At 62.1% G+C, this 24,966-nt stretch carries 22 protein-coding genes; 9 read left to right on the top strand and 13 right to left on the bottom strand.

Features of this window, described 5'->3' with window-relative positions:
- Window positions 1-12: 12 nt before the first annotated feature.
- From C8K18_RS08830 to C8K18_RS08865, 8 genes are all read right to left on the bottom strand, one after another.
- A complete protein-coding gene (locus C8K18_RS08830) occupies window positions 13-852 on the bottom strand; it encodes a 1-acyl-sn-glycerol-3-phosphate acyltransferase (protein ID WP_107707251.1) in 840 nt (279 codons plus the stop codon).
- A gap of 119 nt (window positions 853-971) precedes the next feature.
- Window positions 972-2,252, bottom strand: a complete 1,281-nt coding sequence (locus tag C8K18_RS08835) for a dihydroorotase (protein WP_107707252.1) — start codon at window positions 2,250-2,252, stop codon at window positions 972-974.
- A gap of 97 nt (window positions 2,253-2,349) precedes the next feature.
- A complete protein-coding gene (locus C8K18_RS08840; RefSeq protein WP_006048658.1) occupies window positions 2,350-3,375 on the bottom strand; it encodes an aspartate carbamoyltransferase catalytic subunit in 1,026 nt (341 codons plus the stop codon).
- 122 nt (window positions 3,376-3,497) lie between these two features.
- On the bottom strand, window positions 3,498-4,037 hold the full coding sequence (gene pyrR / locus C8K18_RS08845) for a bifunctional pyr operon transcriptional regulator/uracil phosphoribosyltransferase PyrR (RefSeq protein ID WP_107707253.1): 540 nt from the start codon (window positions 4,035-4,037) through the stop codon (window positions 3,498-3,500).
- Window positions 4,024-4,464 (bottom strand): Holliday junction resolvase RuvX, encoded by a 441-nt coding sequence (ruvX, locus tag C8K18_RS08850; RefSeq protein WP_006048660.1) that lies wholly within the window; start codon window positions 4,462-4,464, stop codon window positions 4,024-4,026. Before ruvX ends, pyrR begins: the two co-directional genes overlap by 14 nt.
- 10 nt (window positions 4,465-4,474) lie before the next feature.
- Window positions 4,475-5,053 (bottom strand): YqgE/AlgH family protein, encoded by a 579-nt coding sequence (locus tag C8K18_RS08855; RefSeq protein WP_029971036.1) that lies wholly within the window; start codon window positions 5,051-5,053, stop codon window positions 4,475-4,477.
- Between the two features lie 347 nt (window positions 5,054-5,400).
- Window positions 5,401-6,810 (bottom strand): hypothetical protein, encoded by a 1,410-nt coding sequence (locus tag C8K18_RS08860; RefSeq protein ID WP_107707254.1) that lies wholly within the window; start codon window positions 6,808-6,810, stop codon window positions 5,401-5,403.
- Between the two features lie 282 nt (window positions 6,811-7,092).
- Window positions 7,093-7,263, bottom strand: a complete 171-nt coding sequence (locus C8K18_RS08865; protein WP_006047743.1) for a rubredoxin — start codon at window positions 7,261-7,263, stop codon at window positions 7,093-7,095.
- Window positions 7,264-7,589: 326 nt separating this feature from the next.
- Between C8K18_RS08865 and C8K18_RS08870 the strand changes: the two genes are divergently transcribed.
- Entirely contained in the window at window positions 7,590-8,450 is an 861-nt protein-coding gene (locus C8K18_RS08870; RefSeq protein ID WP_006047744.1) for a hydroxymethylpyrimidine/phosphomethylpyrimidine kinase, read from the top strand.
- A gap of 316 nt (window positions 8,451-8,766) precedes the next feature.
- Here the strand turns inward: C8K18_RS08870 and groL are convergent, their stop codons facing one another.
- The 4 genes from groL to C8K18_RS08890 form a co-directional block, all read right to left on the bottom strand.
- A complete protein-coding gene (gene groL / locus C8K18_RS08875) occupies window positions 8,767-10,407 on the bottom strand; it encodes a chaperonin GroEL (RefSeq protein WP_053857609.1) in 1,641 nt (546 codons plus the stop codon).
- Window positions 10,408-10,459: 52 nt separating this feature from the next.
- Entirely contained in the window at window positions 10,460-10,750 is a 291-nt protein-coding gene (gene groES, locus C8K18_RS08880) for a co-chaperone GroES (protein WP_006047749.1), read from the bottom strand.
- Window positions 10,751-11,138: 388 nt separating this feature from the next.
- Window positions 11,139-11,510, bottom strand: coding sequence for a DoxX family protein (locus C8K18_RS08885; RefSeq protein WP_006047750.1), 372 nt, complete (start codon window positions 11,508-11,510; stop codon window positions 11,139-11,141).
- Between the two features lie 80 nt (window positions 11,511-11,590).
- A complete protein-coding gene (locus C8K18_RS08890) occupies window positions 11,591-12,463 on the bottom strand; it encodes an NmrA family NAD(P)-binding protein (RefSeq protein WP_107707255.1) in 873 nt (290 codons plus the stop codon).
- Window positions 12,464-12,629: 166 nt separating this feature from the next.
- Between C8K18_RS08890 and C8K18_RS08895 the strand changes: the two genes are divergently transcribed.
- Entirely contained in the window at window positions 12,630-13,049 is a 420-nt protein-coding gene (locus C8K18_RS08895) for a helix-turn-helix domain-containing protein (RefSeq protein WP_107707256.1), read from the top strand.
- A gap of 192 nt (window positions 13,050-13,241) precedes the next feature.
- On the opposite strand, the gene C8K18_RS08900 is transcribed toward C8K18_RS08895, so the two are convergent.
- On the bottom strand, window positions 13,242-16,169 hold the full coding sequence (locus tag C8K18_RS08900; protein WP_107707257.1) for an EAL domain-containing protein: 2,928 nt from the start codon (window positions 16,167-16,169) through the stop codon (window positions 13,242-13,244).
- A gap of 481 nt (window positions 16,170-16,650) precedes the next feature.
- Between C8K18_RS08900 and C8K18_RS08905 the strand changes: the two genes are divergently transcribed.
- From C8K18_RS08905 to C8K18_RS08935, 7 genes are all read left to right on the top strand, one after another.
- Window positions 16,651-17,400: an IclR family transcriptional regulator gene (locus C8K18_RS08905; RefSeq protein WP_107707364.1), complete on the top strand. Its 750-nt coding sequence runs from the start codon at window positions 16,651-16,653 to the stop codon at window positions 17,398-17,400.
- Between the two features lie 85 nt (window positions 17,401-17,485).
- Complete coding sequence (locus C8K18_RS08910) at window positions 17,486-18,241, top strand: transporter substrate-binding domain-containing protein (protein ID WP_006047755.1); 756 nt, start codon at window positions 17,486-17,488, stop codon at window positions 18,239-18,241.
- 15 nt (window positions 18,242-18,256) lie between these two features.
- The gene (locus C8K18_RS08915) at window positions 18,257-18,925 is read left to right on the top strand and encodes an amino acid ABC transporter permease (RefSeq protein ID WP_107707258.1); all 669 of its coding nucleotides are present in this window, start codon (window positions 18,257-18,259) and stop codon (window positions 18,923-18,925) included.
- Window positions 18,922-19,698, top strand: a complete 777-nt coding sequence (locus C8K18_RS08920) for an amino acid ABC transporter ATP-binding protein (protein ID WP_107707259.1) — start codon at window positions 18,922-18,924, stop codon at window positions 19,696-19,698. Before C8K18_RS08915 ends, C8K18_RS08920 begins: the two co-directional genes overlap by 4 nt.
- A complete protein-coding gene (gene hutG / locus C8K18_RS08925) occupies window positions 19,695-20,663 on the top strand; it encodes a formimidoylglutamase (RefSeq protein WP_107707260.1) in 969 nt (322 codons plus the stop codon). Before C8K18_RS08920 ends, hutG begins: the two co-directional genes overlap by 4 nt.
- A 677-nt stretch (window positions 20,664-21,340) precedes the next feature.
- Window positions 21,341-21,997 carry an arylsulfatase gene (locus tag C8K18_RS08930; RefSeq protein ID WP_044020459.1) on the top strand — a complete coding sequence of 219 codons (657 nt, stop codon included), beginning with the start codon at window positions 21,341-21,343 and terminating at the stop codon, window positions 21,995-21,997.
- Window positions 21,998-23,155: 1,158 nt separating this feature from the next.
- Window positions 23,156-24,715 (top strand): phospholipase D family protein, encoded by a 1,560-nt coding sequence (locus C8K18_RS08935; RefSeq protein ID WP_053857602.1) that lies wholly within the window; start codon window positions 23,156-23,158, stop codon window positions 24,713-24,715.
- Window positions 24,716-24,966 lie beyond the last annotated feature (251 nt).

The following is a 24,966-nucleotide window of genomic DNA, read 5'->3' on the forward strand; positions in this document are numbered from 1 at the left end:
ACGCTCAGACGCTCAGACGCTTGGCGAGCGGCCGGACTGATCGACCGGTTCGATCAGCGTCTCGTTGCTCGCTGACGATTCGACCCGCTCGACGACCAGTGCGCCGCTCGTTGCCGCGCCACCCTGCATTTCCGTCAGCGCGACCGCAACGGCGCCCTGCGCTTGCGCCGCCAACGCACGGCGGTCGGCGCCAGGTAGAAGCGGCTCGCACACGTAGACATGCGCGGTCAACGGGCCGCCGCGCAGCAGCAGATTCAGCGAGTCGGCGAGCGACAGATCGTCGATATAGGCAGGCGCCGTCGACTGCCGGCCATGCGCGTCTTCATACATGATGCACAGCGGCTGCACCGGCACGGACGCCGACACCGCCGCCTGAAACATGTTCGCGTGAAACGGCAGCAACTCGAGACCATTCGACGTCGTGCCCTCCGGAAACACGCACATCAGTTCGCCGGCGCTCAAGCGGTCGGACAACTCGTGCATGATCCGCTTTGCGTCGCTGCGTTTCTCGCGCTGGATGAACACCGTATCGAGTTGCTGCGCGAGCCAGCCGACCAGCGGCCAATGCCGGATTTCCGCTTTGGACACGAACGGCGTCGGCCGCCATGCATTGATCACGTAGATGTCGATCCACGAAATGTGATTGGCGACCACCAGCGCGCCGCGATCGAGCCGCGCGCCATCGTTATGGACGACGAGGCGCATGCCGCACAGCCGCAGCATCTTCAGCGACCACGCGCGATTAAGCGCGTGACGCCGGTCGGCATCGGCTTTCGGAAAACGCGTGGCGACGATCCACATGCCGTGCAGCAGATGCGCGATGAGACGGGCCTTGCGTAACGCGAGCTTCATGGTCGGAGCTTTTCCTGGCGAGTCGATGCGGTGGCTGCGGTGGCTGCGGTCAATGCGAAGTCAGTACGTGTCGATGCCTGAGTCATGCCGCGAACATCAGCGCAAACATCAACGCAACATCAGCGCTGTTCGAACGCGACGCGGCCCGACACGATGGTCGCACGCACGCGCGCCGGCAGTTCGTAGCCGAGGAACGGCGTGTTATGCCCCTGGCTCTTCAGCGCGCGCGGCTCGACGCGCCAATGTGCGTGACGGTCGAACACGCACAGGTCCGCCACGCTGCCCACGGCGACGCGGCCAGCCGCGTCCAGATCGAGCACTTGAGCCGGCGCAGCCGTGATGCGGTTGAGCGCCTTCGCGAGCGGCACGCCGGCTTCGTCGGCCCATTTCACCGTCAGCGACAGGAACAGCTCGAGGCCCGTTGCGCCCGGTGTGGCTTCGCCGAACGGCAGCAGTTTTTCGTCGTCATCGACGGGCGTGTGGTCCGAGCAGATCGCGTCGATCGTACCGTCGACGAGACCCGCGCGAATCGCTTCGCGATCGCGCTGCTGACGCAGCGGCGGATCGAGGCGGAACTGCGCGTCGAAGTAGCCGATGTCGAGATCGATCAGATGGACGTGATTCACTGTGACGTCGCACGAAACCGGCAAGCCCTCGGCCTTGGCCTCGCGCATCAGCGCAATGCCCGCCGCCGACGACACATGCGACAGATGCACCCGCGCGCCCGTCACGCGCACGAGTTCGAAGATCGTATGCAGCGCGATGGTTTCCGCCGCGACGGGCACGCCGGAGAGGCCGAGCCGCGACGCGAGCGCGCCGCTCGCGGCCACGCCGCCCTTGCCGAGATACGCGTCCACAGGACGCAGCCACACGGTGAAGCCGTATGTCTTTGCGTATTGCAGCGCGCGCATCAGCACCTGCGTATCGACCACCGGCGCGTCGGCCTGCGAAAAGCCGATGCAACCCGCCTCGGTCAACTCCACCATTTCGGTGATGACCTGGCCTTTGAGGCCGACGGTCAACGCGCCGAGCGGATACACGTGCGCCTGATCGAGATTGCGCGCGCGGAACTTCAGCATTTCGACGAGGCCGGGTTCGTCGAGCGTGGGATCGGTGTCCGGCGGGCACACAAGGCTCGTCACGCCGCCCGCGAGCGCCGCGGCCATTTCCGATTCGAGCGTGGCCTTGTGCTCGAAGCCAGGCTCGCGTAGACGCGCCGACAAGTCGACCAGACCCGGCGCGATATGCAAGCCGCGGGCGTCGATGGTTTGCGTCGCCTCGAAATCGGCGGGCGCGTTGCCGAGCGCGACGATCTTGCCGTCCGCGATAAAAACGTCCTGCTGCTGTTCGGAGCCCGCTGCGGGGTCGATCAGCGTGCCGCCTTGAATGTGAATCTTCATGCGCTGCCTTAGTTGTTTCAGCCGGGTTCGGCGAAGGTTTTGCGTTGTTTGCCGCGTTCGTTTGCCGCGTTCGTTTGCCGAGTGTTCGAGCCGCGAATCAGTCGTTATTGCCCGCGACAATCCCCATCACCGCCATGCGCACCGCGATGCCGAACGTCACCTGATTCAGGATCACCGATTGCGGACCGTCCGCGACCTGCGAGTCGATCTCGACGCCGCGGTTCATCGGGCCCGGGTGCATCACGATTGCATCCGGTTTAGCGAGCGCGAGCCGCTCGGGCGTCAAGCCCCAGCTCTTGAAGTACTCCTGCGCCGAGGGCAACAGCGCGCCGCTCATCCGCTCGTTTTGCAGACGCAGCATGATGATCACGTCGACGTCCTTCAGCCCTTCGTCGAGGTTGTGGAACACGCGCACGCCCATCTGTTCGAGGCCGCCCGGCAGCAGCGTGCGAGGACCGATCGCGCGCACTTCCGGCACGCCGAGCGTGGTCAGCGCATGAATGTCCGAGCGCGCGACCCGCGAATGCAGAATGTCGCCGACAATCGCCACACGTAGATTCGTGAAGTCCTTCTTGTAGTGGCGGATCGTGTACATGTCGAGCAGCCCCTGCGTGGGGTGCGCATGACGGCCGTCCCCGGCATTGATCACATGCACGTGCGGCGCGCAGTGCTGGGCGATCAGATACGGCGCGCCGCTCGAAGCGTGACGCACGACGAACATGTCGGCGTGCATCGCCGACAGATTGTTGATCGTGTCGAGCAGCGATTCGCCCTTGCTCGTCGACGATGCATTGATGTTCAGATTCAGCACGTCCGCCGACAAACGCGTGGCCGCGATTTCGAACGTGGTGCGCGTGCGCGTGGAGTTCTCGAAGAACAGGTTGAACACCGACTTGCCGCGCAACAGCGGCACCTTCTTCACCTCGCGATCCGTCACGCTGACGAACTGGCTCGCGGTGTCGAGAATGTGATTGACGATCGCCTTCGGCAAGCCTTCGATCGACAACAGATGCTTGAGCTCGCCGTTTTTCGTGAGCTGCGGGTTGCCCTTCAGGAAGCCATAACGGAAGCGCTCGGTGGCGCTATCGGCGGAATCCTGCGGAGCCTGGGTGGCGGTATTCATGATTTACCTGCTTGAAATACGGGCTTCAACGTGTTGGTGCGATGCGGCGTTGGAAGCTGCACTTGCAGCCGCACTTGTTGCTGCACTTGTTGCTGCACTTGCAGCCGCACTTGCATCTGCACTCAATCGACGCGTGCTTCGGTATGAAACGTGAAACGCGGCTGATCGGCGCTGCTGGTTTCGTCGCGCGCGAGCACGAGCGTGGCGTCGGCGGGCACATCCACCACGCCGCCGACAAAGCGTGCCGCCACCGGCAACTCGCGCCCGCCGCGATCGGCGAGCACGGCCAGTTCGACCGCTGCCGGACGGCCGTAGTCGTACAGCTCATTGAGCGCCGCGCGAATCGTGCGGCCGGTGTACAGCACGTCGTCGACCAGCACGATGCGGCGGCCGTCGACGGAAAAAGGCAGCGATGTCGGGCTCGCCTGCGAGTGCAAACCTTTCTTCGCGTAGTCGTCGCGATGCAGCGCGACATTGACGACGCCGAAGCTCGCCAGGTTCAGATCGCGCGCGAGCCGTTCGGCGAGCCACGCGCCGCCGCTGTAAATGCCGGCCAGCACGGCGCCGTCGGCGCCGTCGTGCGCACCGAGCTTGTCGCCGTACGCGGCGCGAATCTGGTCGAGCAGCGCGCGGTATAGCGCTTCAGCGTCAATGGAACTCATGGGTATCGGAAAGTCCGTCAAGATATTGCTGAAGGATGATGCTGGCGGCTTCGGCGTCGAGCATATCGGCGCGGCCCTTGTTGGCGCGCGTGGTCGCTTCCGCCTCGACCGACGAATAGCGCTCGTCGACCCACGTCACCGGCAAATTGAAGCGGCCGTTCAACTGATTGCCGAAGCGCTTTGCGAGCTGCGTCATTTCGTGCGGCGTGCCGTCCGGATGCATCGGCAAGCCGACCACGAGCGCGTCCGGCTTCCATTCGGCAATCAGCTTGCCGACTTCGGCAAAACGATATTCGCGGCTGCGATTCTGCACGATGACGAGCGGCCGCGCGCTTCGGGTAAGCGAATTGCCGACCGCGACGCCGATGCGCTTTTCACCGTAATCGAACGCGAGCAGCGTCGCCTCGCGTCCGCCCGGCAGGCTCATGCGGCGCCTCTCATGCGTGCCCGGCCTCGCCCGACAGCATGGACAGCGAGACGCCGAGCAGCGCGAGCGCGGCTTCGAAGCGCTCTTCGGCGGGCACGTCGAACACGATTTTCGGATCGGCCTCGACGGTGAGCCAACCGTTCTTCGAAATCTCTTCTTCGAGTTGGCCCGCGCCCCAGCCGGCGTGGCCGAGCGTGAGCAGAAAACGTTCGGGACCCGTGCCGCTTGCGACCGCCTCGAGCACGTCTTTCGACGTGGTCATCTCGAGACCGCCCGGCACCGACATGGACGACGTGTAGGTATTGCCGTCTTTCGGATCGTGCAGCACGAAGCCGCGCTCGGTTTGCACCGGGCCGCCGAAATACACGGGCACGTGAAGAAGAGGCTCGATTTCGAGCTTGAGGTCGATGCGACTGAAGAGCGCTTCCAGGTCGATGTCGGTCGGCCGGTTGATCACGAGGCCGAGCGCGCCGCGCTCACTGTGATCGCAAAGGTAGACCACCGTTCCGGAAAACGTCGGATCGGCCATGTTCGGCATGGCGATCAGGAACTGGTTAGTCAGATTGATGCGATCGGTACTCTTGGACATAGTTCGGATTTTAGCAAAGACGGTGCAGGATGGCGGGCTTTGAGCAGCGTGGAGCGGCGGCCGGAGTGATGCGGCGTGCCGCGAGCCATCGACGGCGATTCATGTTGCACTCTATCACGCACGCGCGCGTTGCCACGGTGCCGATTCGCGGTGCGCGGCGGCTTGCGCGGCGCGGTGTTGGCGTGGCCTGGCCGCGTGGTTCTCATGCGGCCTGCGGGACGAGGGCGGCGCCTTGCTGAAGTTGCTTGCCGCTCGCGCCTGAATCACGCGCCGCCCTGTTCAGGTTGCGTGCCGCTCGCGCGAATTGCACGCCGCCCTTGCCCACTTGCGTGGCGCTCACGCCTCGATCACGCGCCGCCCTGTTCGATCGCCCGCGTCAACGCAGCGAGCGCCGCGCTGCTGGCCGGCGGCGCCACGCCTGCGGCCACCTTGTGCAGCGTCGCGCGCAACGCCTCGGCGGCGTTTTCGAGCGCACTGGCCGCGGGCGCGTCGACGATCACATGCGCGCGCACCGCAGGCGTCGAAACGCCGGCGTGCGCGCGACGCCGCCACGCGAGCCCGAGCGCATCCGCGAGCAGCGCGACGTGGCCAAGGCCCAATGCGCAAGCCGCGGACCCGAGCCGGTACGCGGCGTCGCCGGCTTGCAGTGCTTCGCTCGGGTCGGCCTTTTCGGGCTGATCCGCGGCGCGCGCGTGTTCGGCGAGCGCGGAGATGGCGGCGTCCGCGGTCTGCAAAAAATCTTCGTACGCATGGGCATTGACGCTCAGCACGCCAAGGTCGCGCGTCATCGACGTTTGCGCGCTGAACGATTGCGCCTCGACCGCGCCGGCTTCCCAAAGCATTTCCGATGCCTGGGTGCCCGCGACGTGCCAGTCGACCGTCAAGCCGTAATCGTGCAGCACCTCGACCTGGTCGGCGTCTTCGGCGGCGGCGCCGAACAGCGCGTAGTCGCGCCACAGCAGCGCGAGCGTGGCCCGCACGAGCGAGCGTTGCGCGCGTTCGATGCCGCGCGCGTGGTCCGCAAGCGCGAGGTTGCAGCGTGCGTAGAAGCGCCGCGCGTCGGGCTCGCCGGCCGCGCGCCCGCTGACGCGCAACGCGCGCGCGCAGGCCTTGGCGAGGCGCCAGAAATCGTACGGATCGGGACCGGCCAGCTCGGTGAATACGGCGTCGAGTTCGTCCAGTGCGGCTTGCGTCGCTGCGCGCGCCGCCGCGCTGCCTGTGTCCGGCTGCGAGCGCAGCACCGGCAGCAGCGCGCGCTCATAGCGCGCCCGCAGATGCGCCAACTGCTCGGCCGGCTGCGCGTGAAACGACACGGGCGGCACGGGGCGCGCGGTCAACGCGAGATCTTCGTACGCAACGGGCGACGCGGCGCTGTGCTCGCCGAGATGGGCGCACAGCGCGCGGTAGTGATCGAAGAGCGTGGGCGAACAGGCGAGTTCGCGCAGATTGTGACGCTCGAGCGCCGCCCGGAAATCGCGCAGCGCCGCGCCGAAGCCCGGCCGCACGCTCTCGGCCTCGGCCGGATCGCCGGCCGCGAGCGGCGAAAGGCGCACCAGCACATCGGCGAAACGCGTCGCGCTCAGCCAGCCGGCGCTGCGCAACGCGTGCGAGACACGCACCAGTGCAGTCGTGCAACCAGTGTGCTGCTCGAACGCCAGCAGCGCTTCAGCGAGCGCCAGCTCCGCGGGGCGTACGGCGCCGCCGCGCGGGTTGGGCAATGCGTCGAAGGAAACGGGAGCTGCGGATCGAAGAGTCATGAGTTGGCGACGGAAAGTCGGCGGGCCGCCGCCTGGCGCTGCGCGCAGACTGTGCGCCTAACGCGGGAACCGGCGACTGAACAGTGACAAATGCGCAATGACAAACGCGCAACGACAATGCGCAACCACAATGCGCGGCGATGCGTGCCCAGTGACGAATGCTGAAGAGCCAATGCACCGTGCAATACCGGCGATATCAGCTTGTGATTGCGACACCGCCGGCACGGCGACGTTCCGGCGCGATGCCACACTCTGGCCGAGCGCCGCCGGCCGACTTCGATGTCAGATCTGGACCATCTCGAAGTCTTCCTTGCGCGCGCCGCATTCCGGGCACGTCCAGTTGATCGGGACGTCTTCCCAGCGCGTGCCCGGCGCAATGCCTTCGTCCGGCAAACCGGCTTCTTCGTCGTAAATCCAGCCGCAAATCAGGCACATCCAGCTTTGATATTCCATTCTTGTGTCGCGTCGTGAAGTCCGGGGAAACGGGAGCCATGATGGTACCGTGTTGCCGCCCCAATGCCTAGCAATGGCAAACGCCCAATGCAGGCGGCTCACGACCGCGGGCAGCGCCGGACGGATCACGCGGCGCAACATGCGGCGCCGCGCCACACGGCGGGCGCGCGTTGCGGCAGGAAGCGGCAGGCGGGAAGCAACAGGGAGCGGCAGCAAGCGGCAGGGAACGGCCCTGTGCGAAAAAACGCCCCCGCGCCGGTTTAGGACGCATAATTGAGCCAATTGCGCACCTGATGCGCCGAAAATACTGCTCCTCGTAAATCTTCATGCCCAGCGACACGCCTCCGATCGTCCTCACCTTCGGTCTTTCCGATCCCACCGGCGGCTCAGGCCTGCAAGCCGACCTGATGACCCTTGCCAGCATGGGTTGTCATGGCGTCTCCGTGCTCACCGGCTACACCGTGCGCGATTCCGCGACCTGCGACGAGGTCAACGGACTCGATCCTGAAGTGGTCGCCACCCAGGCGCGCATGCTTCTCGAAGACATGCCGATTGCGGCGTTCAAGGTCGGCGCCTGCACGCGCGCCGAAGTCGTGAGCGCGATCGCCGAGGTTGTGGCGGATTACGACGACATTCCGCTGATTCTCGCCCCGGACTTCACGCTCGACGACGAACACGTGCTCGCCGCCGACGAACTTCGCGAAGCCATCGCCGACCTGCTCGCGCCGCAAACCACCTTGCTGGTCGCCGATTCCGCCACGCTGCTCGCCCTCGCCCAACCGGACGGCGACGCCGAAGCGCCGAGCCTCGACGCGGCGATCTCGCATCTGCTGTCGCATGGCTGCGAATACATTCTGTCGACGGAAACGGGCACGCACCGGCTCGTCAACACGCTTTTCAGCGAAGACGGCCAGTTGCGTCAGGACATGTGGGACCGCGGCAGCAACCGGATCATGGGCATCACCGACACGCTCGGCTCGGCGATCGCGGCGCTGCTCGCCAACGGTCAGGAGCCTGCGGAGGCGGTTCGCGAAGCGCAGGAATATCTGTATCAGGCGATACGCAGCGCATTCCGGCCGGGCATGGGCGCGTATATGCCGGACCGCTTCTTCTGGGCCCGCGGCAGCGACGACGAAACGCCGCCGGCCGCCGGCAAGGACGCGGCGCCAGGCGAAGCAAGACACTGACTGGCGCGCGAGTCCGTATCGCGTCTTGCGAACTGGGCACGCGGAGCATGTTGCTGACGCCGCCGCGCGTCAGCCAGCCGCTTGATGGGAGCGGCCGCCGTCGCGATCCAGGCTTTAGTTCAACCATGCAACTCGGCGCGCACAGGCGCCTTTGACGCTGCCGCGACCTTCCCTGCCGCCCTGCCACAGCACGAAGCCAAAGAAAAACCCGCATTTCTGCGGGTTTTTCTTTGGCAAGGCGCACTTCGCGGTGCGCTTTCGCATGAGTTCCCGGTTGAGCCTGTAGACCAGGCCCAACCGGGGAGCGGACACGAAATTACATGTCCATGCCCATGCCGCCCATGCCGCCGGGCATGCCGCCAGGCATCGGTGCATCTTCCTTCGGCAGTTCGCAAACCGCTGCGTCGGTCGTCAGCAGGAGACCTGCCACCGATGCCGCGTTTTGCAGTGCCGTGCGCGTGACCTTCGTCGGGTCCACGACACCTGCGTCGACCAGGTCGACGTACTCGCCGGTCGCTGCGTTGTAGCCGTAGTTGCCCTGACCAGCAGCAACCGCCGCCACCACGACGCTGGCTTCTTCGCCGCCGTTCGTGACGATCTGGCGCAGCGGCTCTTCCATTGCGCGCAGAACGATCTTGATACCTGCGTCCTGATCGGCGTTAGCGCCCTTCAGGCCGGCGATCGCCGTACGTGCGCGGATCAGCGCAACGCCGCCGCCAGCAACGATGCCTTCTTCCACAGCTGCGCGCGTTGCGTGCAGTGCGTCTTCGACACGTGCCTTCTTTTCCTTCATTTCGACTTCGGTCGCAGCGCCAACCTTGATCACTGCAACGCCGCCTGCCAGCTTGGCAACGCGCTCTTGCAGCTTTTCACGGTCGTAGTCCGACGTTGCTTCTTCGATCTGCTTGCGCACTTGCTTGACGCGCGCTTCGATGTTCGCACCTTCGCCAGCGCCGTCGATGATCGTCGTGTTTTCCTTGCCCACTTCGATGCGCTTCGCCTGGCCCAGTTCTGCCAGCGTTGCCTTTTCGAGCGTCAGGCCGGTTTCTTCAGCGATGACCTGGCCGCCGGTCAGGATCGCGATGTCTTCCAGCATGGCCTTACGGCGATCGCCGAAGCCCGGAGCCTTCACAGCAACCGTCTTCAGAATGCCGCGGATGTTGTTCACCACCAGCGTTGCCAGTGCTTCGCCTTCGACGTCTTCTGCGATGATCAGCAGCGGACGGCCAGCCTTGGCGACCTGTTCCAGAACCGGCAGCAGATCACGGATGTTCGAGACCTTCTTGTCGTGCAGCAGCACGAACGGGTTCTCGAGCACGGCAACTTGCTTGTCCGGGTTGTTGATGAAGTACGGCGACAGGTAGCCGCGGTCGAATTGCATACCTTCGACGACGTCCAGCTCGTCTTGCAGCGACTTGCCGTCTTCGACGGTAATCACGCCTTCCTTGCCGACCTTGTCCATTGCTTCAGCAATGCGGTCGCCGATCGACGAGTCGCTGTTTGCCGAAATCGCGCCGACTTGTGCGATTTCCTTGTTGGTCGTGCACGGCTTGCTGATCTTGCGCAGTTCTTCGATTGCAGCCGTCACAGCCTTGTCGATACCGCGCTTCAGGTCCATCGGGTTCATGCCCGATGCAACGTACTTCATGCCTTCGCGGACGATCGACTGAGCCAGGACCGTTGCGGTCGTGGTGCCGTCACCTGCGTTGTCGCTGGTCTTGGAAGCCACTTCCTTGACCATTTGCGCGCCCATGTTCTGGAGCTTGTCTTTCAGTTCGATCTCTTTCGCGACCGACACACCGTCCTTGGTGACCGTCGGGCCGCCGAAGCTGCGTTCCAGGACAACGTTGCGGCCCTTCGGACCCAGCGTGACCTTCACAGCATTCGCGAGGATGTTCACGCCTTCGACCATCTTGGCACGGGCGGAATCACCGAATACGACGTCTTTAGCTGCCATCTTCTAACTCCTTGAATTCTCTGGATATAACCGTGTAAGTAGCGCTTTGCGCTTACTTGTTGACCACGGCCATGATGTCTTCTTCGCGCATGACCAGCAGTTCGTTGCCGTCGACCTTGACGGTCTGGCCTGCGTACTTGCCGAACAGAACGCGGTCGCCAACCTTCACGTCGAGGGCGATTTGTGCGCCCTTATCGTCACGCTTGCCCGGGCCGACGGCCAGGATTTCGCCCTGATCCGGCTTTTCTGCTGCGGCTTCGGGGATCACGATGCCCGACGCGGTCTTGGTTTCTTGATCCAGACGCTTGACGATCACGCGATCATGCAAAGGACGAAGGTTCATACATACTCCTCTCTTGATTGAGACTGAAGAACGCTTGGAAAACCCGGCTGGCCGAGCCAACCGGCGAAGTTGTTAGCACTCTCGTGCGACGAGTGCTAATTATATGGACAGGTGGTGACAAATTCAAGAAGGGAGGGATCGTTGGCGAGTTTCGTCCAACTTTGAAGCTGGTTTACTTCAGCTTGAGCCGCGAGCGTGCGCAGCAGGACAAATTACCCTTGTACATACAAGGGCTTACGGTCACGAATCGCCGTAATCCGACGCGGCAACCTTTACGTTTGGCCCGCCAGATTCGATGTGCGAGGCAACCCACGCAAGGTCGGTAAAAACCCTTACTACCCGGAGCTTCAAGCTACGCTGCTTGAAGCTCTTGAGGGCCGCATAAGGTTTAGGCGGCAACCACGGAACCCGCAGCGAGCCGCTTGCGCCAGGCAATCCAGCCGACAACAATCGATAGTATCGCCACGACAAGCGGCGCCACCCCATGTCCGTATTCGCCGTGCACTGTCACGGTTGCCAGCGCGGCCAACATCACGGTGCAGCCGAGCGCCGCGCCCCACAGCCGTGTCCGTGCTCGCGCCAGCAGAACGGCGGTCATGAGTTCCAGCGAACCGGTCACAAAATGGAACCAGTGCGGGTATCCCCACTTCAGGTATTCCTCGAAGATGGATCGCGGGGCGACGATGTTGCTGAGTGATCCCACGACGAAAAAAGCCGCGAGAACCAAAGGTAATATCTGGCGCCAGGAAAACTTGGACATTCGTTCTACCTTCTCCGATGAGGGCGCTGCCGAGCATCAGTGTGGCCGCCTGGTCGACGAGCCGACACGATCTACTCTGTTCATGCCGTGGTGGCCTTGTAGGCCGCCGCAAAGACATCGCGAGGCGATGTCGTGCCCGCGACGTGCTCGGTGCCCGCAACGCCGAGGTCCATCCAGCCCGCGTTGACGGCATCGAACATCGCTTCGGCGGGTCCGGTGTGGCCCTTCGGAATGCCGAACTGTTCGAACGCTGCCGCCCACCCGGCCCGCGGGATGGCAAAGGCCTTGACGTCGCGCTGCAAGACTTCGCCCAGTTGGGCGGCGACTTCGTCGGCGCTGACCATCGAGCCAAGCTCGACAACGCGATGCCCGGACCACGTCGGCCCGGTCAGCAGCGTCACCACCTGGGCGCCGATATCGTCGGTCGCGATCATGGTCGACTTCCGGCTCGTCGGGTTGTAGTAGACGGGTAGCGTGCCGTCCTGGGCAACGTGCAAGCCGTAAAGGAAGTTTTCGAAAAACCCGCCGGCTCGCACATAGGCGATCGGCAACGTCAGGTGGCGCAGCCCCTCCTCAAGAAGCGACAGGGCCGTGATCATTCCTAGCCCGCTGGTTCTGTTCGCACCCATCGACGACAGCACAACCACCCGCGGCGGCACTGCCCTGGCCAGCGCTTCGACATAGTTCGCGATCACGCTCTTTGCTTCCCTGAAATCCGGCGACGGGGCCCAGACCGCCGGCAGCATGACAAATGCACCTTCGACTCCTTCGAGCGCCCTCTCTACGGCGGCCGCATCATTCCAGTCGCCGTCGACCAGTTCCACACCCTGATCCGCCCAATTCGCCGCCTTCTCGCGATTGCGGACCAGCGCCCGGACTTTCTTGCCTTGCGCCAAAAGATGTTGCGCCGTTGCCCCGCCTACGCGTCCCGTGATTCCCATAACCAGAAACATGTACTTCTCCTGAAATTAGTATCCTGCGACTCCACCACGCGCCCGGCCCAGAGGTCCGTAGGAGTGAGGAACGGTCTTTGTTTGAGGGCAGGTCTATCATAGAGACCTCTGCCTTCCATCGTAAGGAGGCAGTTTTTTGTTACCAGAAGAGTTAAAGGGAACCCGAATGAGCACGTCCCAGAATGCGATCGACAGATTCAGCCGATATCAGCGTCAATTGGCCGACGCCCAGCCGGCACACTGCGCGGTTCGCGACGTGCTGGACCGCATCGGCGACAAATGGAGCATGCTCATGGTCATGGAGCTCGCGACGCGATCGCAGCGCTTCAGTGAGCTTCACCGGGCCATCCCGGACATTTCCAAGCGCATGCTGACCCAGACACTGCGCGATCTCGAGCGCGACGGACTCGTCACTCGCCATGTTTTTTCAACGAGGCCGCCGACCGTCGAATATCGTTTGGCCGCACTAGGCCAATCCCTGCTGGAACCGATGGCGGCCCTCGTCGATTGGGCCGATCGTCGTTATCCGGAGATCCATGCCGCGCGCGTCCGCTTTGACGACGCACCCGGTGATGTCCCGCGCTAGATGCCTGGCCTGATGTGAGGGTGATGGCGAAAGCCTGAAGCGGTCAGCTTATGTTGGGCTTCGCAGATGGCGCGGTAGGACGCATCACTCGTTTAGTACTCGACCTGGGACGCTGAGGCGAAAACCGCATTGAGAACGCGTAGCAGGCGCGCGAAGCACGTTGGCGCCGACGCGGTTATACCGCAGAGGCCATCACATTTTCTCTGACGGCGCGACCCATTGCGTCGCCTTGCCCGAATCCAGGGCTTCCACCAGCGCGGCGAGCGGCATTGGCTTGGCGATGTAATAACCTTGGGCTTGCCCCGCGCCGATTTCGCGCAACGCAGCGAGCGTCATCGCATCTTCGACACCTTCCGCCACTACACGCAGGTCAAGCGATTCCGCCATGCGCACGATCGCCCGAACAATAGCCCGCGTGCGCGGATTCGACGATAGGCCGAAGGTGAACGACTTGTCGACCTTGAGGCCGCTAAAGCGATACTCGTGGACATAGCTGAGTGACGAAAAACCGGTCCCGAAATCGTCCAGTACCACGGACACGCCGTTGTCGGCCAAGCGCTGCATCGTACGCCGTGCTATCTCTGGCTCCGCAATCAGCGCGCCCTCTGTTAATTCCAGACAGATGCGCGACGGCGCGACTCCGTGCTGCTGGAGGAGCGCGAAGACGTCGTCCGCAAAATCCTCGCGAGTCATGCTGTAACTCGAACAGTTCACATGTACGGGCGGCCAGCCGGCGAGCCCCGGCTGGGCGAGTATCACTGCGATACGATTGAGCATGTATAGATCGAGCCGGCCCATGACCCGGAGTCCTTCCATCGCAGGCAGAAATTCTCCAGGAGTGAGCACGCAGCCGTCTGGCTGGCGCCAGCGAATCAGGGCTTCGAGCGCAGTCAAGCGACCGGTGGCGGTACAGACGATCGGCTGAAAGAAAGGCACGAGTTCATCGTCTTTTTTTAGCGCAGCGCGCAAGCTGCCTTCCTGTTGCATCTGATCCGAAACCTGGCGTCGCAATTCCTGATTGAACACCACGTAACTGTCACGCCCGCCGTTTTTTGCCCGGTACATCGCCGTATCGGCATCGCGCAGCAGGTCCGCCGGTTCGCCGTGAAAGTCATCGTCAGCGGAGACAATGCCGATACTGCATGACGAAAAAACCACGTGATCGCCGATAGAAAACGGCACGTCGAATGCTGACAGTATCCGCTCGGCGAGCTCGATAGCGTCTTCGACGGAAGCCTCGGCGGAGAGGATCGCGAATTCATCTCCGCCGAGGCGCGCAAGCATGCATTTATCCGCGAGACAATCACGCAGCCGCGTGGCCGCCGACACCAGCAACTGATCGCCGAAATGGTGACCCAGACTGTCGTTCACGACTTTGAAGCGATCGAGGTCGAGAAACATTACTACCAGTTGCTGCCCGGCGTCGCGGTGCCTCGTCCATTCCGCACCAAGCCGCTCGAGCAAATAACGGCGATTAGGCAGACCGGTCAGTGCGTCGTGAAAGTTCTCGTGCCACAGTTGCGCGTTTGCCTCGTCGAGCTCCCGCGTGCGCTCCTGAACGCGTGCTTCCAGCTCGACGTTGGCAGCATGTAGTGCATCGGCGGCGCTGCGTCGTGATAACGCAGTGTCGATGTGACGTGAAACGAAGGTCAGCAGTTCCTGATCGCGCGGCGTGTAGTGGACGTCCGGGGAATAGCTTTGCACTGCAAGCATGCCCCGCACGTTTCCGCCTTCGAAAAGCGGGATGCCGAGCCAGGAACGCAGCTTGAGCTGATCGTGGTCAAGTTCCACCTTTCCTTCGCGAATGAGGCATTCTGCATCGGCGCGATTCAGTAGACACGGCCGGCGCAGCGAGATCACGTATTCCGTGAAACCTCGTTTGCGACGTCGCGGAGCCGGCTGATGGTGAACGAGTTCATCGGCGTAGTAAGGAAACGAAACCGTTTCGGTATTCTCATCGTAAAGCGCGATGTAGAAGTTATGCGCGTCGAGCAGTTCTCCGAGGATGCCATGCAGATTGCGGAAGAACCCGACCATGTCTCCCGGCGCGCTAGACAGCTCGGCGATTTTGAAAAGCGCACCTTGCAAATGTTCCGCGCGTTTGCGCTCCACTACCTCCTGACGCAACGCAGTGTTGAGTTCTGACAGTTCGGATGTTCGCCGGGTGACGGTTTCTTCCAGATTGGCGCGATGAAGAATCCGGTCCAAGGCCATTGCAACGTGACCCGCGACTACCAGAAACAACGCGCGGTCTTCGGCGCTATAACTGCGCGACACGTCGTACACCTGCATGGCAAGCATGCCGAATACTTCATCCGATGCATTTTTTAGCGGGGCGCCCATCCAGAACTCCGGGCGGTCGCCAACGCAATAGAAACGCCCCTGCTTTTCAGCCTCGATAATCCCCGCAGCGTCGATCAGCAACGGCTGTCCACTGGTCAGCACGTGGCCTGTCAATGACAGGCGGTCCGGGTCGACGACGTCGTAGCTTTCCGGCTCGAGCGCCTCAACGTCGATAACATCGACGTAATACGGATAGGTGATGCGTCCGCTTGCCTGTTCATACAGCGCGAGATAGAAGTTTTCCGCGTCGATTATCGTCGCGAGCTGTCGGTGCACGGCGAGCAGGAAAGCCGAGCGCTCGCGGACAGTGCTGGCTATGTAGGCGATCTCGTACAGTACCTGCTGCGTCTTCTGCGCGCGCGCGAGCGCGTCGGCAAGCAGTTGCACTCCCAGCGCATTCGCGAATGCGGCAAGGGCCGCCTCATGCGGCTGGGCAGGCGGTGCAAGGAGCCATCCGAAAGCGCGGTCGCTGGGTCCCGTCGGCCAGCAATGCAGAGCTTCCGCCTCGCAAAACTCGCTGAGTTTATTGTTGGCCAGAACTTCCGGCCATACCCGGTGTGTGCGGGCATGCGCCGCCAGATGGAGTTTTTGTCCCGCGCGATACCATGCCCATTCTCTCCCGCGCAGAAGGTCGCCCGACGCTCGAAGGAGATTATCGATCGATGCTGTCGCCTCTGTTGACGCAGACAGGTGCATCGCTGGACTTCCGGCAACTGTCGTCGGATTGTCGTCCTTCACTCCTGTCAAGCCGCGATGGTCCCCGGAAACGATATTCATCGACGCTCCATGCAATATTGGTCTTGCATGCCTCCACATCCAGTAACGATCTCTATGGCGTCGGAGCTTTTTTAGAATTTGGCTGCCGACACTCGCTTAACGGCAACTGGGGGGGTTTCCTTTATGGCGACATCATTTCCATGTGGGCAGCGGTTTTAAGGACATCGCGGTACAAGTGCCGCTCCAGGCAACGCCTCACCGTAAAACCTCGGCCACTTCGGCCGTTCGCGACGACCGGGCACTTGAGCGCGTCCGATAATTAATTGAGTGGAAAAAGGTTCAGGGCAATAACCCCGTCCATTCTGGATATCGTTTCCTTTTCAACGCCTCGGGCAGTCCAGTGCCAGGACTCTCCGTGCTCCCGATGTCCCGTCCAAGGGAAATCCCTGCCCTTTTATTCCCATTGAGCGGGAATATGATTTTTGAAATTCGAGAATGGTCTGGCATTCTGCGCTCTTGATGGATCGTGGATAGCGTGATCGTGAATGTGGAACAGGGTGTGACAGGGGCCGAACGGGTGTTGCTGGTGCTGGCCGCGCTCGCCAGTCATGGCAAGGCGATGTCGGTCAAAGATCTGCTAGCCGTGACCGGGCTTGCGCAAAGCACACTGTACCGTCAGATCGCGCTGCTCAAGCGCTGGGGTTTCGTCGCCGAAAACGCCGGTTACTACGCGCCCGGTCCGATCAGCTTGCAACTCGCGCTTGGCTTCGATGTGAATTCTCTGCTCGTCGAAGCGAGCCGCACTGAGATGCAGCAGCTCGCGCGCGCGTCGCAGGAAAGCATTGGGCTGGTGGTCGCGGTCAGGCATCAGGTGATGTGCCTTGAGATGGTCGACAGCCAGCATTCGTTGCGCTGCTCGTTCGAGAAAGGCCGCGCCGTGCCGCTCAAGGCGGGCGCGTCGGCGAAATCCCTATTGGCATTCATGGCCGACAGGGCGCGCGCCGAAGTGCTCGACAGCGTGTTTGGCAACGACCCCGTCGGCCGTGCCGCGATCGAAGCAGAACTTCAACAGATTCGAGCCCAGGGCTACGCCGTTAGCGACAGCGAAGTCGACCTGGGCGTGTGGGGAGTCAGCGCTCCGATCTTTCATCACAGTGGACGCAGCGCCGGCAGCAGCGCGTCGATCACGTTGATGGCGCCATCAACGCGCGCCATCGGACGAGAAAGCCAATTAATCGACGGGACGCTACGTACGGCCCGCGCCATTTCCGAGCATATGCAAACCGATTAGCGGGACGAAGCTTTTTCAATTTCATCCGTAAATTGGGCGCTCGAATTAACCGCATCACTTGATAGAACCACAAGGAGCCTACCCCATGAAGCTGCAACGACTGTTGTCCCTCGCATGCGTGACGTTCGCCGTGACGTTTGGCGGATTTTCCGGCGCGGCGTCAGCACAAACGCCGGAAGTGCTGAACGTCGCCACCGACGCCACTTTCCCGCCGATGGAGTACACCGAGAACGGCGCGCGCACCGGCTTCGACGTCGATCTCATGAATGCGCTCGCGAAAGTGATGGGCAAACGCGTGCAATGGACCGACATTGACTTTAAAGGGCTGATTCCAGGTCTGATCGCGCATCGTTTCGACGCTGCGATCTCCGGCATCTACATCACTGACGAGCGCGCGAAAGTGATCGACTTCACCGATTCCTACTACGCGGGTGGGCTGGCCGTGCTGGTCAAAAGCGATTCACCGATCAAGACGGTGACCGATCTGAACGGCAAAAAAGTCTCAGTCCAGGTGGGCACTAAGTCCGTGAACTTCCTACGCGATAACTTCCCGCAGATCAATCGCGTCGAGGTCGAGAAGAACCAGGAAATGTTCGACCTGGTTGGCATCGGCCGTGCAGACGCTGCTGTGACGGGTAAGCCGGCCGCCTATCAAGTTGCGAAAACGCGCACCGGCTTCCGTGTACTCGACAAAACGCTGACGACCGAAGCGTACGGCATCGCCGTGCGCAAAGACGAGCCGCAGTTGAAGGCAGCCTTCAACACCGCGCTCGCCAGGATCAAAGCTGACGGCACGTATGCGGCGATCGTCAAGAAGTGGTTCGGCGCGAGCGCGCAATAAACGGCTGGACACGAAATGGAACTTGATTTCTCGCCGGTGATTGCCGGTTGGCCAGACATCATGCAAGGCGCGTTAGTGACGGTCGAAGTGACCGCCGCGTCACTCGCGCTCAGTTGCGCGCTTGGCCTGTTGATCGGCATCGGTCGGCTGACGCCGCAGCGGCGCATCGTGTACGGCTTCTGCACCGCTTACCTGACGTTCTTCCGCGGCACGCCGTTGCTTGTGCAACTCTTCCTGCTGTTCTTCGGCCTGCCGCAATTCGGCATCCTGCTGCCGGCGTTCTTGTGCGGCATGCTGGGGCTCGGTCTGTATTCGGCGGCTTACGTATCGGAGATCGTCCGCGGCGCGATTCAGTCGGTCGATCGCGGGCAGATGGAAGCGGCGCGTTCGATCGGCATGTCGTCAGGGCAGGCGATGCGCGCAATCATTCTGCCGCAGGCCATCGTGCGGATGATCCCCCCGCTCGGCAACGAATTCATCGCGTTGATCAAGAACTCGGCGCTGGTGTCGCTGCTCACGATCGACGATCTGATGCATGAAGGCCAGAAGATCATCAGCGTGTCCTATCGTTCGCTTGAAGTGTATCTCGCTATCGCGCTGGTGTATCTGGTATTGACGCAGGCGACCAATTTCGCGCTGCATCGCGTTGAACGTCGTTTGCGTGTGGGAGGAATGGTGCAATGAATACCGTGGCCAAAGTCAACCAGCCTATCGTTAGCATTCGCGGTCTGACGAAATCGTTCGGCTCGCATACCGTGCTCAACGGCATCGATTTCGACATTCAACCGCAGCAGGTCGTGGTGGTGATCGGGCCGAGCGGGTCGGGCAAGAGTACCTTTCTCCGCTGCTGTAATGGACTCGAACAGGCAGAAGGCGGCACGATCGACATTTGCGGGCATCGGTTAGTCGACCACGGCGAGATGCTCAAAGAGCGTTCGCTGAATGCTCTGCGCACCGAAGTCGGCATGGTGTTTCAGTCGTTCAATCTGTTTCCGCACCTGTCGGTGCTGCATAACATCACCGTGGGACCGCGCATGTTGCGTGGCGCCAGCAAGGCGCAGGCCGAAGCGGCTGCTATGGCGTTGCTGGAGAAGGTCGGGCTCGCGCACAAGGCGCATGTGATGCCGGCGAGTCTCTCGGGTGGTCAGAAGCAACGGGTTGCGATTGCTCGCGCGCTAGCGATGCAGCCACGGGTGATGCTGTTCGACGAGCCGACGTCCGCCCTCGATCCCGAACTGGTAGGCGAAGTGCTGCAAGTGATGAAGCTGCTCGCGAGCGAAGGCATGACGATGGTGGTCGTCACACACGAAATGGGCTTCGCGAAGGAAGTGGCCAATGTGGTGGTAGTCATGGACGGCGGTATGATCGTCGAAGCGGGGCCGCCCGCAGAGATTTTCTCTGCGCCATCACAGCCGCGCACACGCGCATTCCTGCAGGCGGTGTTGTCGCGCGCATGAGAGTCCCATTCGATGACAAGGTGTGGGCAGGCCGTTCCGACGACGGCGAACCCGGCGACACACGACGTGTTTTCAATCAGGTGATGCCATTCGGTAACGCTGCGGACGTGCAGCGCGATGCGCCGGTGATCGTCGGCTTCGGCTCCGATGAAGGCGTGCGCCGCAATCAAGGTCGGATTGGCGCAGCGCATGCTCCGAAGGAATTGCGCCGTGCGCTCGCGGGTTTGCCGGCGAAATCGGCGATGGCGGCACTTGCCGACGCAGGCGACGTGGTGTGCGACGACGGCGACCTCGAAGCCGCGCAAGTGGAACTGGCCCAAGTGGTTAGCGAAGTACTGGCGAGCGGTGGGCGGCCGTTGGTGTTCGGCGGCGGTCATGAGGTCGCGTGGGGTACGTATAGCGGTTTGCGGCTGCATCAGCAGCGTGAAACCGACAATGCAGCAACGCCATTGGCATTGCGCAGTTTGCTGATCATTAACTTCGACGCTCATTTCGATCTGCGCCAGAAGCGTCCCGCGAATTCCGGCACCCCGTTCGATCAGATCGCGCTTGACTGTGCGGAACGAGGGGTGCCATTCAACTATGCGTGCTTCGGTATCAGCGATCTCGGCAATACCGCTTCGCTTTTCGCGCATGCGGAGCGACTCGGCGTGCGCTACGTGTTGGACGTCGATACGCAGGAAACGCAACTGCCGCAGCGCCTGAATGAGCTTCAGAAATTGCTGGACGCGGCGGACGACGTCTATCTGACGATCGATCTCGACGTGTTGCCGGCCGCCACGGCGCCGGGTGTGTCGGCGCCCGCTGCGCTAGGCGTACCGCTATCGGTGGTCGAAGCGATGGTGCTGCGCGTGCGGGCTTCGGGCAAGCTGCGCGCGGCGGATATCGCGGAGTACAACCCGGCGCTCGATCAGGACAGGCGCACCGCGAGAGCGGCCGCCCGACTCGCGTACCGGTTGCTTTAAATCACGTCATCGCGCTCACCGTATCGCGTGAGTAGAAAAAACGGCTCGCCGGATTCCCGAACTGGACCGACCGAGTTCAACAGTTCCCGAGTGGGCCCGATGGGGCTGAGTTCCGTATCGCACGGGACTCCGGCGTTTCAGTTTGAGCTCGATGCGTTTGCCGACGCATGCAAGCCAATGCGCGAACGTCTGCTGCAGGCCGATAACTATTTAGCCCCCATCCCAGTACGAACGTCCGTTGTTTGGTGCGCATCTGCCGTTTGAATGGCCCGCTGAACACGAAGGCGAACGGCTGCAACTGGCCGGAAATTGTCCACGATCCAGGCGTCGGCGTCGAACGTCCAGTTCTGGCCGGCTAGTGCCCAACGACCAATGGCGGCTCGTGGCCGCACTGCGTCCCAGGTCCGAGAGGGCCGCGTCTGCGAGGCCCGCGTTTCGTGCGAAAGCATGAACAAGCCGGAACGGACTGATGACGTCACCGCAAGCGGTGGCCATTGATACTCACGGTCTCTGAATATGCTAGTGACAAATGTCGAAGGAGGTATCAGACATACCAGTAGGATGTGTTGCCTTGTTGGTTGGCCGTGACGTTGAAACAATGCTTGTGAGTCAACGGGCTCGATCCCGGTCAGGGAAGCGACGAAACAGACGCGTTCAATTCAACGAGGGAACTGGCGATGCGCATCTCGTTTTTGCATACGATCAATGACAACCAACGCATATTCGAGGACGCGGCAATAAATCTTGGTTTGCGGACCGATAACCTCCGCCATGAAGTCCGGTCGGATCTTCGTGAGGCTGTTCAACAAGCGGGTGCATTCCCAGCCAGCGTGAAGGAGGAGACGAAACGTTGTCTTCTGGCTCTTGCGGCGGACGCAGATGCCGTCATCCTGACTTGCGCGACGCTTGGACCGGCTGTGGAAGGAATTGAAAGCACGTCGGTTCCGATTGTGAGAGCAGATGTCGCGTTAGCCGCGGCGGCAGGCAAGATTGGTGGAAAGACCGCCGTGCTGTGTGCGGTTGAGGCTTCCGTCGAGCCTACGAGACGCCTTTTCGCGCGGTATGCGAGCCACTCTGTTACGTCATTGGACGTCATCCACGTTGAAGGTGTGTGGACGCTGTTCCAGAATGGCGACGTCGACGAATGCTTCGCTGCTATCGCGGCATCGGCGGATCAAGCATATGAAGAAGGCGCAACTCTTGTTGCATACGCTCATCCCTGGATGGCCCCGGCGGTGAACCTCGCGCGCAGAGGAAGGCAGCCGCTTGATAGCCCCCAGGCTGCGTTGCGCGCCGTGATGCAGCGAGGCGGTGACCCTTCGCTCGGCTTCTGACATTCGACGGTGGTGCCGATTGTTGGATTGTTGACGATCTTCGCCGCACCTTTGAATGTCTCAAGTGGCCGACTGCACGCGTTCGTCGCCTGCACCAGATTCGCGTCAACGGTGGACGAACCAAACCGCCCCACAAGCGCCGCTGGTATTTTTTTCGGAGCGGACGTTCGACACGGCGAGTCAGCCGTTTAGCTCATGGTGCCAGTAGTGATTTCGACCAATGAAGTCAAATGGTTCTGGCCACGCCCGCCTGTCCCTGATGGGCTGGTGCCTGGGAACGCTGGAGGAGACCGTTCGCTTCCAGGCCAGAGGGCGCCCGGAGGGTGGCGCGAAGAAGCGTCTTTCCTGGCGCATTGCCGCAGTCAGCGACTGAGTAGTGCTGAACCTGGCCGAAGCGCTCTATCGGCAGCGGGAGCTTTTCACCAATCGGACCATGGTCCTATTGCGCCTAGGTAAAACTGGAACAGATTATATTGGGATGGGGCGCATTCAACTCGGTGCATGTCCATTCATCTGTGAGCAGTTAGGACTAGCGCAACTGGAATGCCGCGCGAACAGCCCGCATCGTGGACCGAGGTCCTTCAACGATCTGTCGTAGCCGATTTGGAGAGAACAATGAAGATGACCAAAACATTCATGATGTTGGTGGGCCAGTAACAAGCTGCTGCTCGGGTCTGCCGCGGCTACGCCGGGTAGATTACTCCCGGGAAAATCCGGGAGCTCGCGCCTTGTCGCCTTCGCGTAAGATCGTCGTCAGACGATCACGATCCGGGTGTACCTGCATCTCACCCTTCGTCCGCCCACGATGCACGACAAATGCAAGCGGTTCCGCTCGAAGCAGCACTCGATACCGTGTCTCGCGGTCGCGAAGGGCTCGCGTGAATCGGGGACCACGGCGTCGCCCCCATTCACGCCTATACGGCCTTTTGATCCTGCGGTGACTACGACGATCTGCGCCGCGGCGGCTTGGATGCCGTGCGCTTGAGGTCAGCCGTTCTGTCGATGGTCGTCAGGCGGCTGGCAGCGTTGCCAAGGTCGTCCGGGGCCGCGAGCACGGTGCAATGTATCGCCCCAGTCAGTGGCGCGTCACAGCGCGCGACTTGAAACCGCTGGCGTCGCTCGCTTGTCTGGTCCATCTTCGAACCTGCGGAGAGCGGCATGATGAACCTACGAAGTCTTGTTGCGGCGATCGTCGTCGTCCTGCTGACTTCGTGCGCAAGCCTTCCACCGCAAGCCGGCCGCGTGCCCACCCACGCGCTCACCGATACGCAGGCCACGCGCCTCGGCGCAGCGTTCACACCGCGAGACCAGCAGCATCCGGGAGAAAGCGCGTTTCACCTGCTGCCCGACTCCGTCGACGCGCTCGTCGCGCGCGTTGTGTTGATGGAATATGCTGACCGCTCGCTCGACCTGCAGTATTACATCTGGCACGCCGACCTGACCGGCCGTGAACTCGCCGCGGCCTTGCTGAGAGCGGCAGACCGCGGTGTGCGCGTGCGCGTCCTGCTCGACGATCTGGGCACGAATGCGGACGACCAGATGCTGCTGGTGCTCAGTTCGCATCCGAACATTGAGATCCGGCTCTTCAATCCTGTCGCAAACCGCCGGTTCAAGACGCTCGGCACGGCCACCGAGTTTGCTCGCGTCAACCGGCGTATGCATAACAAGGCGTTGATCGCCGACAACCAGGGCGCAATTCTCGGCGGGCGCAACATCGGCGACGAATACTTCGGCGCGTCGAGCACCGTCGCGTTTGGCGATCTCGACGTGCTGGTGCACGGGCCCATCGTACGGAATGTTTCGACGGCGTTCGACGAGTACTGGAATTCGGACGCGTCGTATCCGATCGAGAACCTCCTCGGCCGTCAGGCCGATCCATCGGCGCTAGCGGCTGGCCGCGCGAAGCTGGATGCCTGGCTTGCGTCCAACGAAAACGGTGCGTATGTGCGGCAGGCGAAAGCGCGGCTGACGCAGGTGATCCAGTCACGCGATGCCGAGTTTTCATGGGGCAAGGCGACGCTGCTCTATGACGACCCGTCTAAAATCACGCGCACGCCCAGCGACGCTGAGGGACATCTGATCTCGCAGTTCAGGGCGTTGAAGCTGGAGCCGACCCAGCACTTGCTGATCGTCTCGCCGTATTTCGTGCCCGGAAAGCGCGGCGTGGCATGGTTGAGCGGCCTGACGCAACACGGCGTGCACGTGACGGTGCTGACGAACTCGCTGGCGGCAACGGATGTCGCCGCGGTGCATGCGGGCTATCAGCGTTACCGGAAACCATTGCTGGAAGCGGGCGTGCAACTGTACGAACTGAAACCCGTTGCGACAACCAGCGGCACTGTCGACAAGAACAAGTCAGTGTTGGGCTCGTCAAAAGCGTCATTGCACGCGAAAACCTATGTGTTCGACCGCAAAAGTGTCTTCATCGGCTCGATGAATTTCGACCCGCGTTCGGTGGAGTTAAACACCGAGATAGGTATCTACTGCGAAAGCGAGCGTGCCGCCCGGCAGGTGACCGACCATGTGGAGTCGAGCCTCACCCGCGGAGCGTGGCGGCTCGAACTACGCACCGACGTGACCGGCGCGAGCCATATCGTCTGGAACGATACGGCCGAGGACGGCACCGTCACGGTATTAGATTCCGAGCCGGAAGTATCGGCGCTGCGCCGCGCAGGCATCTGGTTTCTCGGCATTCTGCCGATCGAGTCGCAGCTATGAATTCTGTTCTGGCTGGAAGTCGAACGCCATGGAGCCGGTTGCTGGTCGATGAGCGACGGACGCGAACTCGTCGTCCTATATACGATAAGGTCCTCTATCGCATACGGGTCGATCATAAAAAAAACAATCTCACTGTTTGCTCTGGTGACACCAGGCCCTGATCGCTTAAATGAAAATCACCGTCGGGCGTATGGCCCGTCTGCCGAATCATCGGTCGTCGTCGCTTTGCAAAATGGCGGTTCGTCGCTCGT

Origin of the sequence: Paraburkholderia sp. GV068, from assembly GCF_003058125.1 — a bacterium.
Lineage (GTDB): Bacteria > Pseudomonadota > Gammaproteobacteria > Burkholderiales > Burkholderiaceae > Paraburkholderia > Paraburkholderia graminis.

Coding starts and splice junctions, on each gene's coding strand:
- C8K18_RS08830 (WP_107707251.1), bottom strand. CDS start 852: ATGAAGCTCGCGTTACGCAAGGCCCGTCTCATCGCGCATCTGCTGCAC.
- C8K18_RS08835 (WP_107707252.1), bottom strand. CDS start 2,252: ATGAAGATTCACATTCAAGGCGGCACGCTGATCGACCCCGCAGCGGGC.
- C8K18_RS08840 (WP_006048658.1), bottom strand. CDS start 3,375: ATGAATACCGCCACCCAGGCTCCGCAGGATTCCGCCGATAGCGCCACC.
- pyrR (WP_107707253.1), bottom strand. CDS start 4,037: ATGAGTTCCATTGACGCTGAAGCGCTATACCGCGCGCTGCTCGACCAG.
- ruvX (WP_006048660.1), bottom strand. CDS start 4,464: ATGAGCCTGCCGGGCGGACGCGAGGCGACGCTGCTCGCGTTCGATTAC.
- C8K18_RS08855 (WP_029971036.1), bottom strand. CDS start 5,053: ATGTCCAAGAGTACCGATCGCATCAATCTGACTAACCAGTTCCTGATC.
- C8K18_RS08860 (WP_107707254.1), bottom strand. CDS start 6,810: ATGACTCTTCGATCCGCAGCTCCCGTTTCCTTCGACGCATTGCCCAAC.
- C8K18_RS08865 (WP_006047743.1), bottom strand. CDS start 7,263: ATGGAATATCAAAGCTGGATGTGCCTGATTTGCGGCTGGATTTACGAC.
- C8K18_RS08870 (WP_006047744.1), top strand. CDS start 7,590: ATGCCCAGCGACACGCCTCCGATCGTCCTCACCTTCGGTCTTTCCGAT.
- groL (WP_053857609.1), bottom strand. CDS start 10,407: ATGGCAGCTAAAGACGTCGTATTCGGTGATTCCGCCCGTGCCAAGATG.
- groES (WP_006047749.1), bottom strand. CDS start 10,750: ATGAACCTTCGTCCTTTGCATGATCGCGTGATCGTCAAGCGTCTGGAT.
- C8K18_RS08885 (WP_006047750.1), bottom strand. CDS start 11,510: ATGTCCAAGTTTTCCTGGCGCCAGATATTACCTTTGGTTCTCGCGGCT.
- C8K18_RS08890 (WP_107707255.1), bottom strand. CDS start 12,463: ATGTTTCTGGTTATGGGAATCACGGGACGCGTAGGCGGGGCAACGGCG.
- C8K18_RS08895 (WP_107707256.1), top strand. CDS start 12,630: ATGAGCACGTCCCAGAATGCGATCGACAGATTCAGCCGATATCAGCGT.
- C8K18_RS08900 (WP_107707257.1), bottom strand. CDS start 16,169: ATGAATATCGTTTCCGGGGACCATCGCGGCTTGACAGGAGTGAAGGAC.
- C8K18_RS08910 (WP_006047755.1), top strand. CDS start 17,486: ATGAAGCTGCAACGACTGTTGTCCCTCGCATGCGTGACGTTCGCCGTG.
- C8K18_RS08915 (WP_107707258.1), top strand. CDS start 18,257: ATGGAACTTGATTTCTCGCCGGTGATTGCCGGTTGGCCAGACATCATG.
- C8K18_RS08920 (WP_107707259.1), top strand. CDS start 18,922: ATGAATACCGTGGCCAAAGTCAACCAGCCTATCGTTAGCATTCGCGGT.
- hutG (WP_107707260.1), top strand. CDS start 19,695: ATGAGAGTCCCATTCGATGACAAGGTGTGGGCAGGCCGTTCCGACGAC.
- C8K18_RS08930 (WP_044020459.1), top strand. CDS start 21,341: ATGCGCATCTCGTTTTTGCATACGATCAATGACAACCAACGCATATTC.
- C8K18_RS08935 (WP_053857602.1), top strand. CDS start 23,156: ATGATGAACCTACGAAGTCTTGTTGCGGCGATCGTCGTCGTCCTGCTG.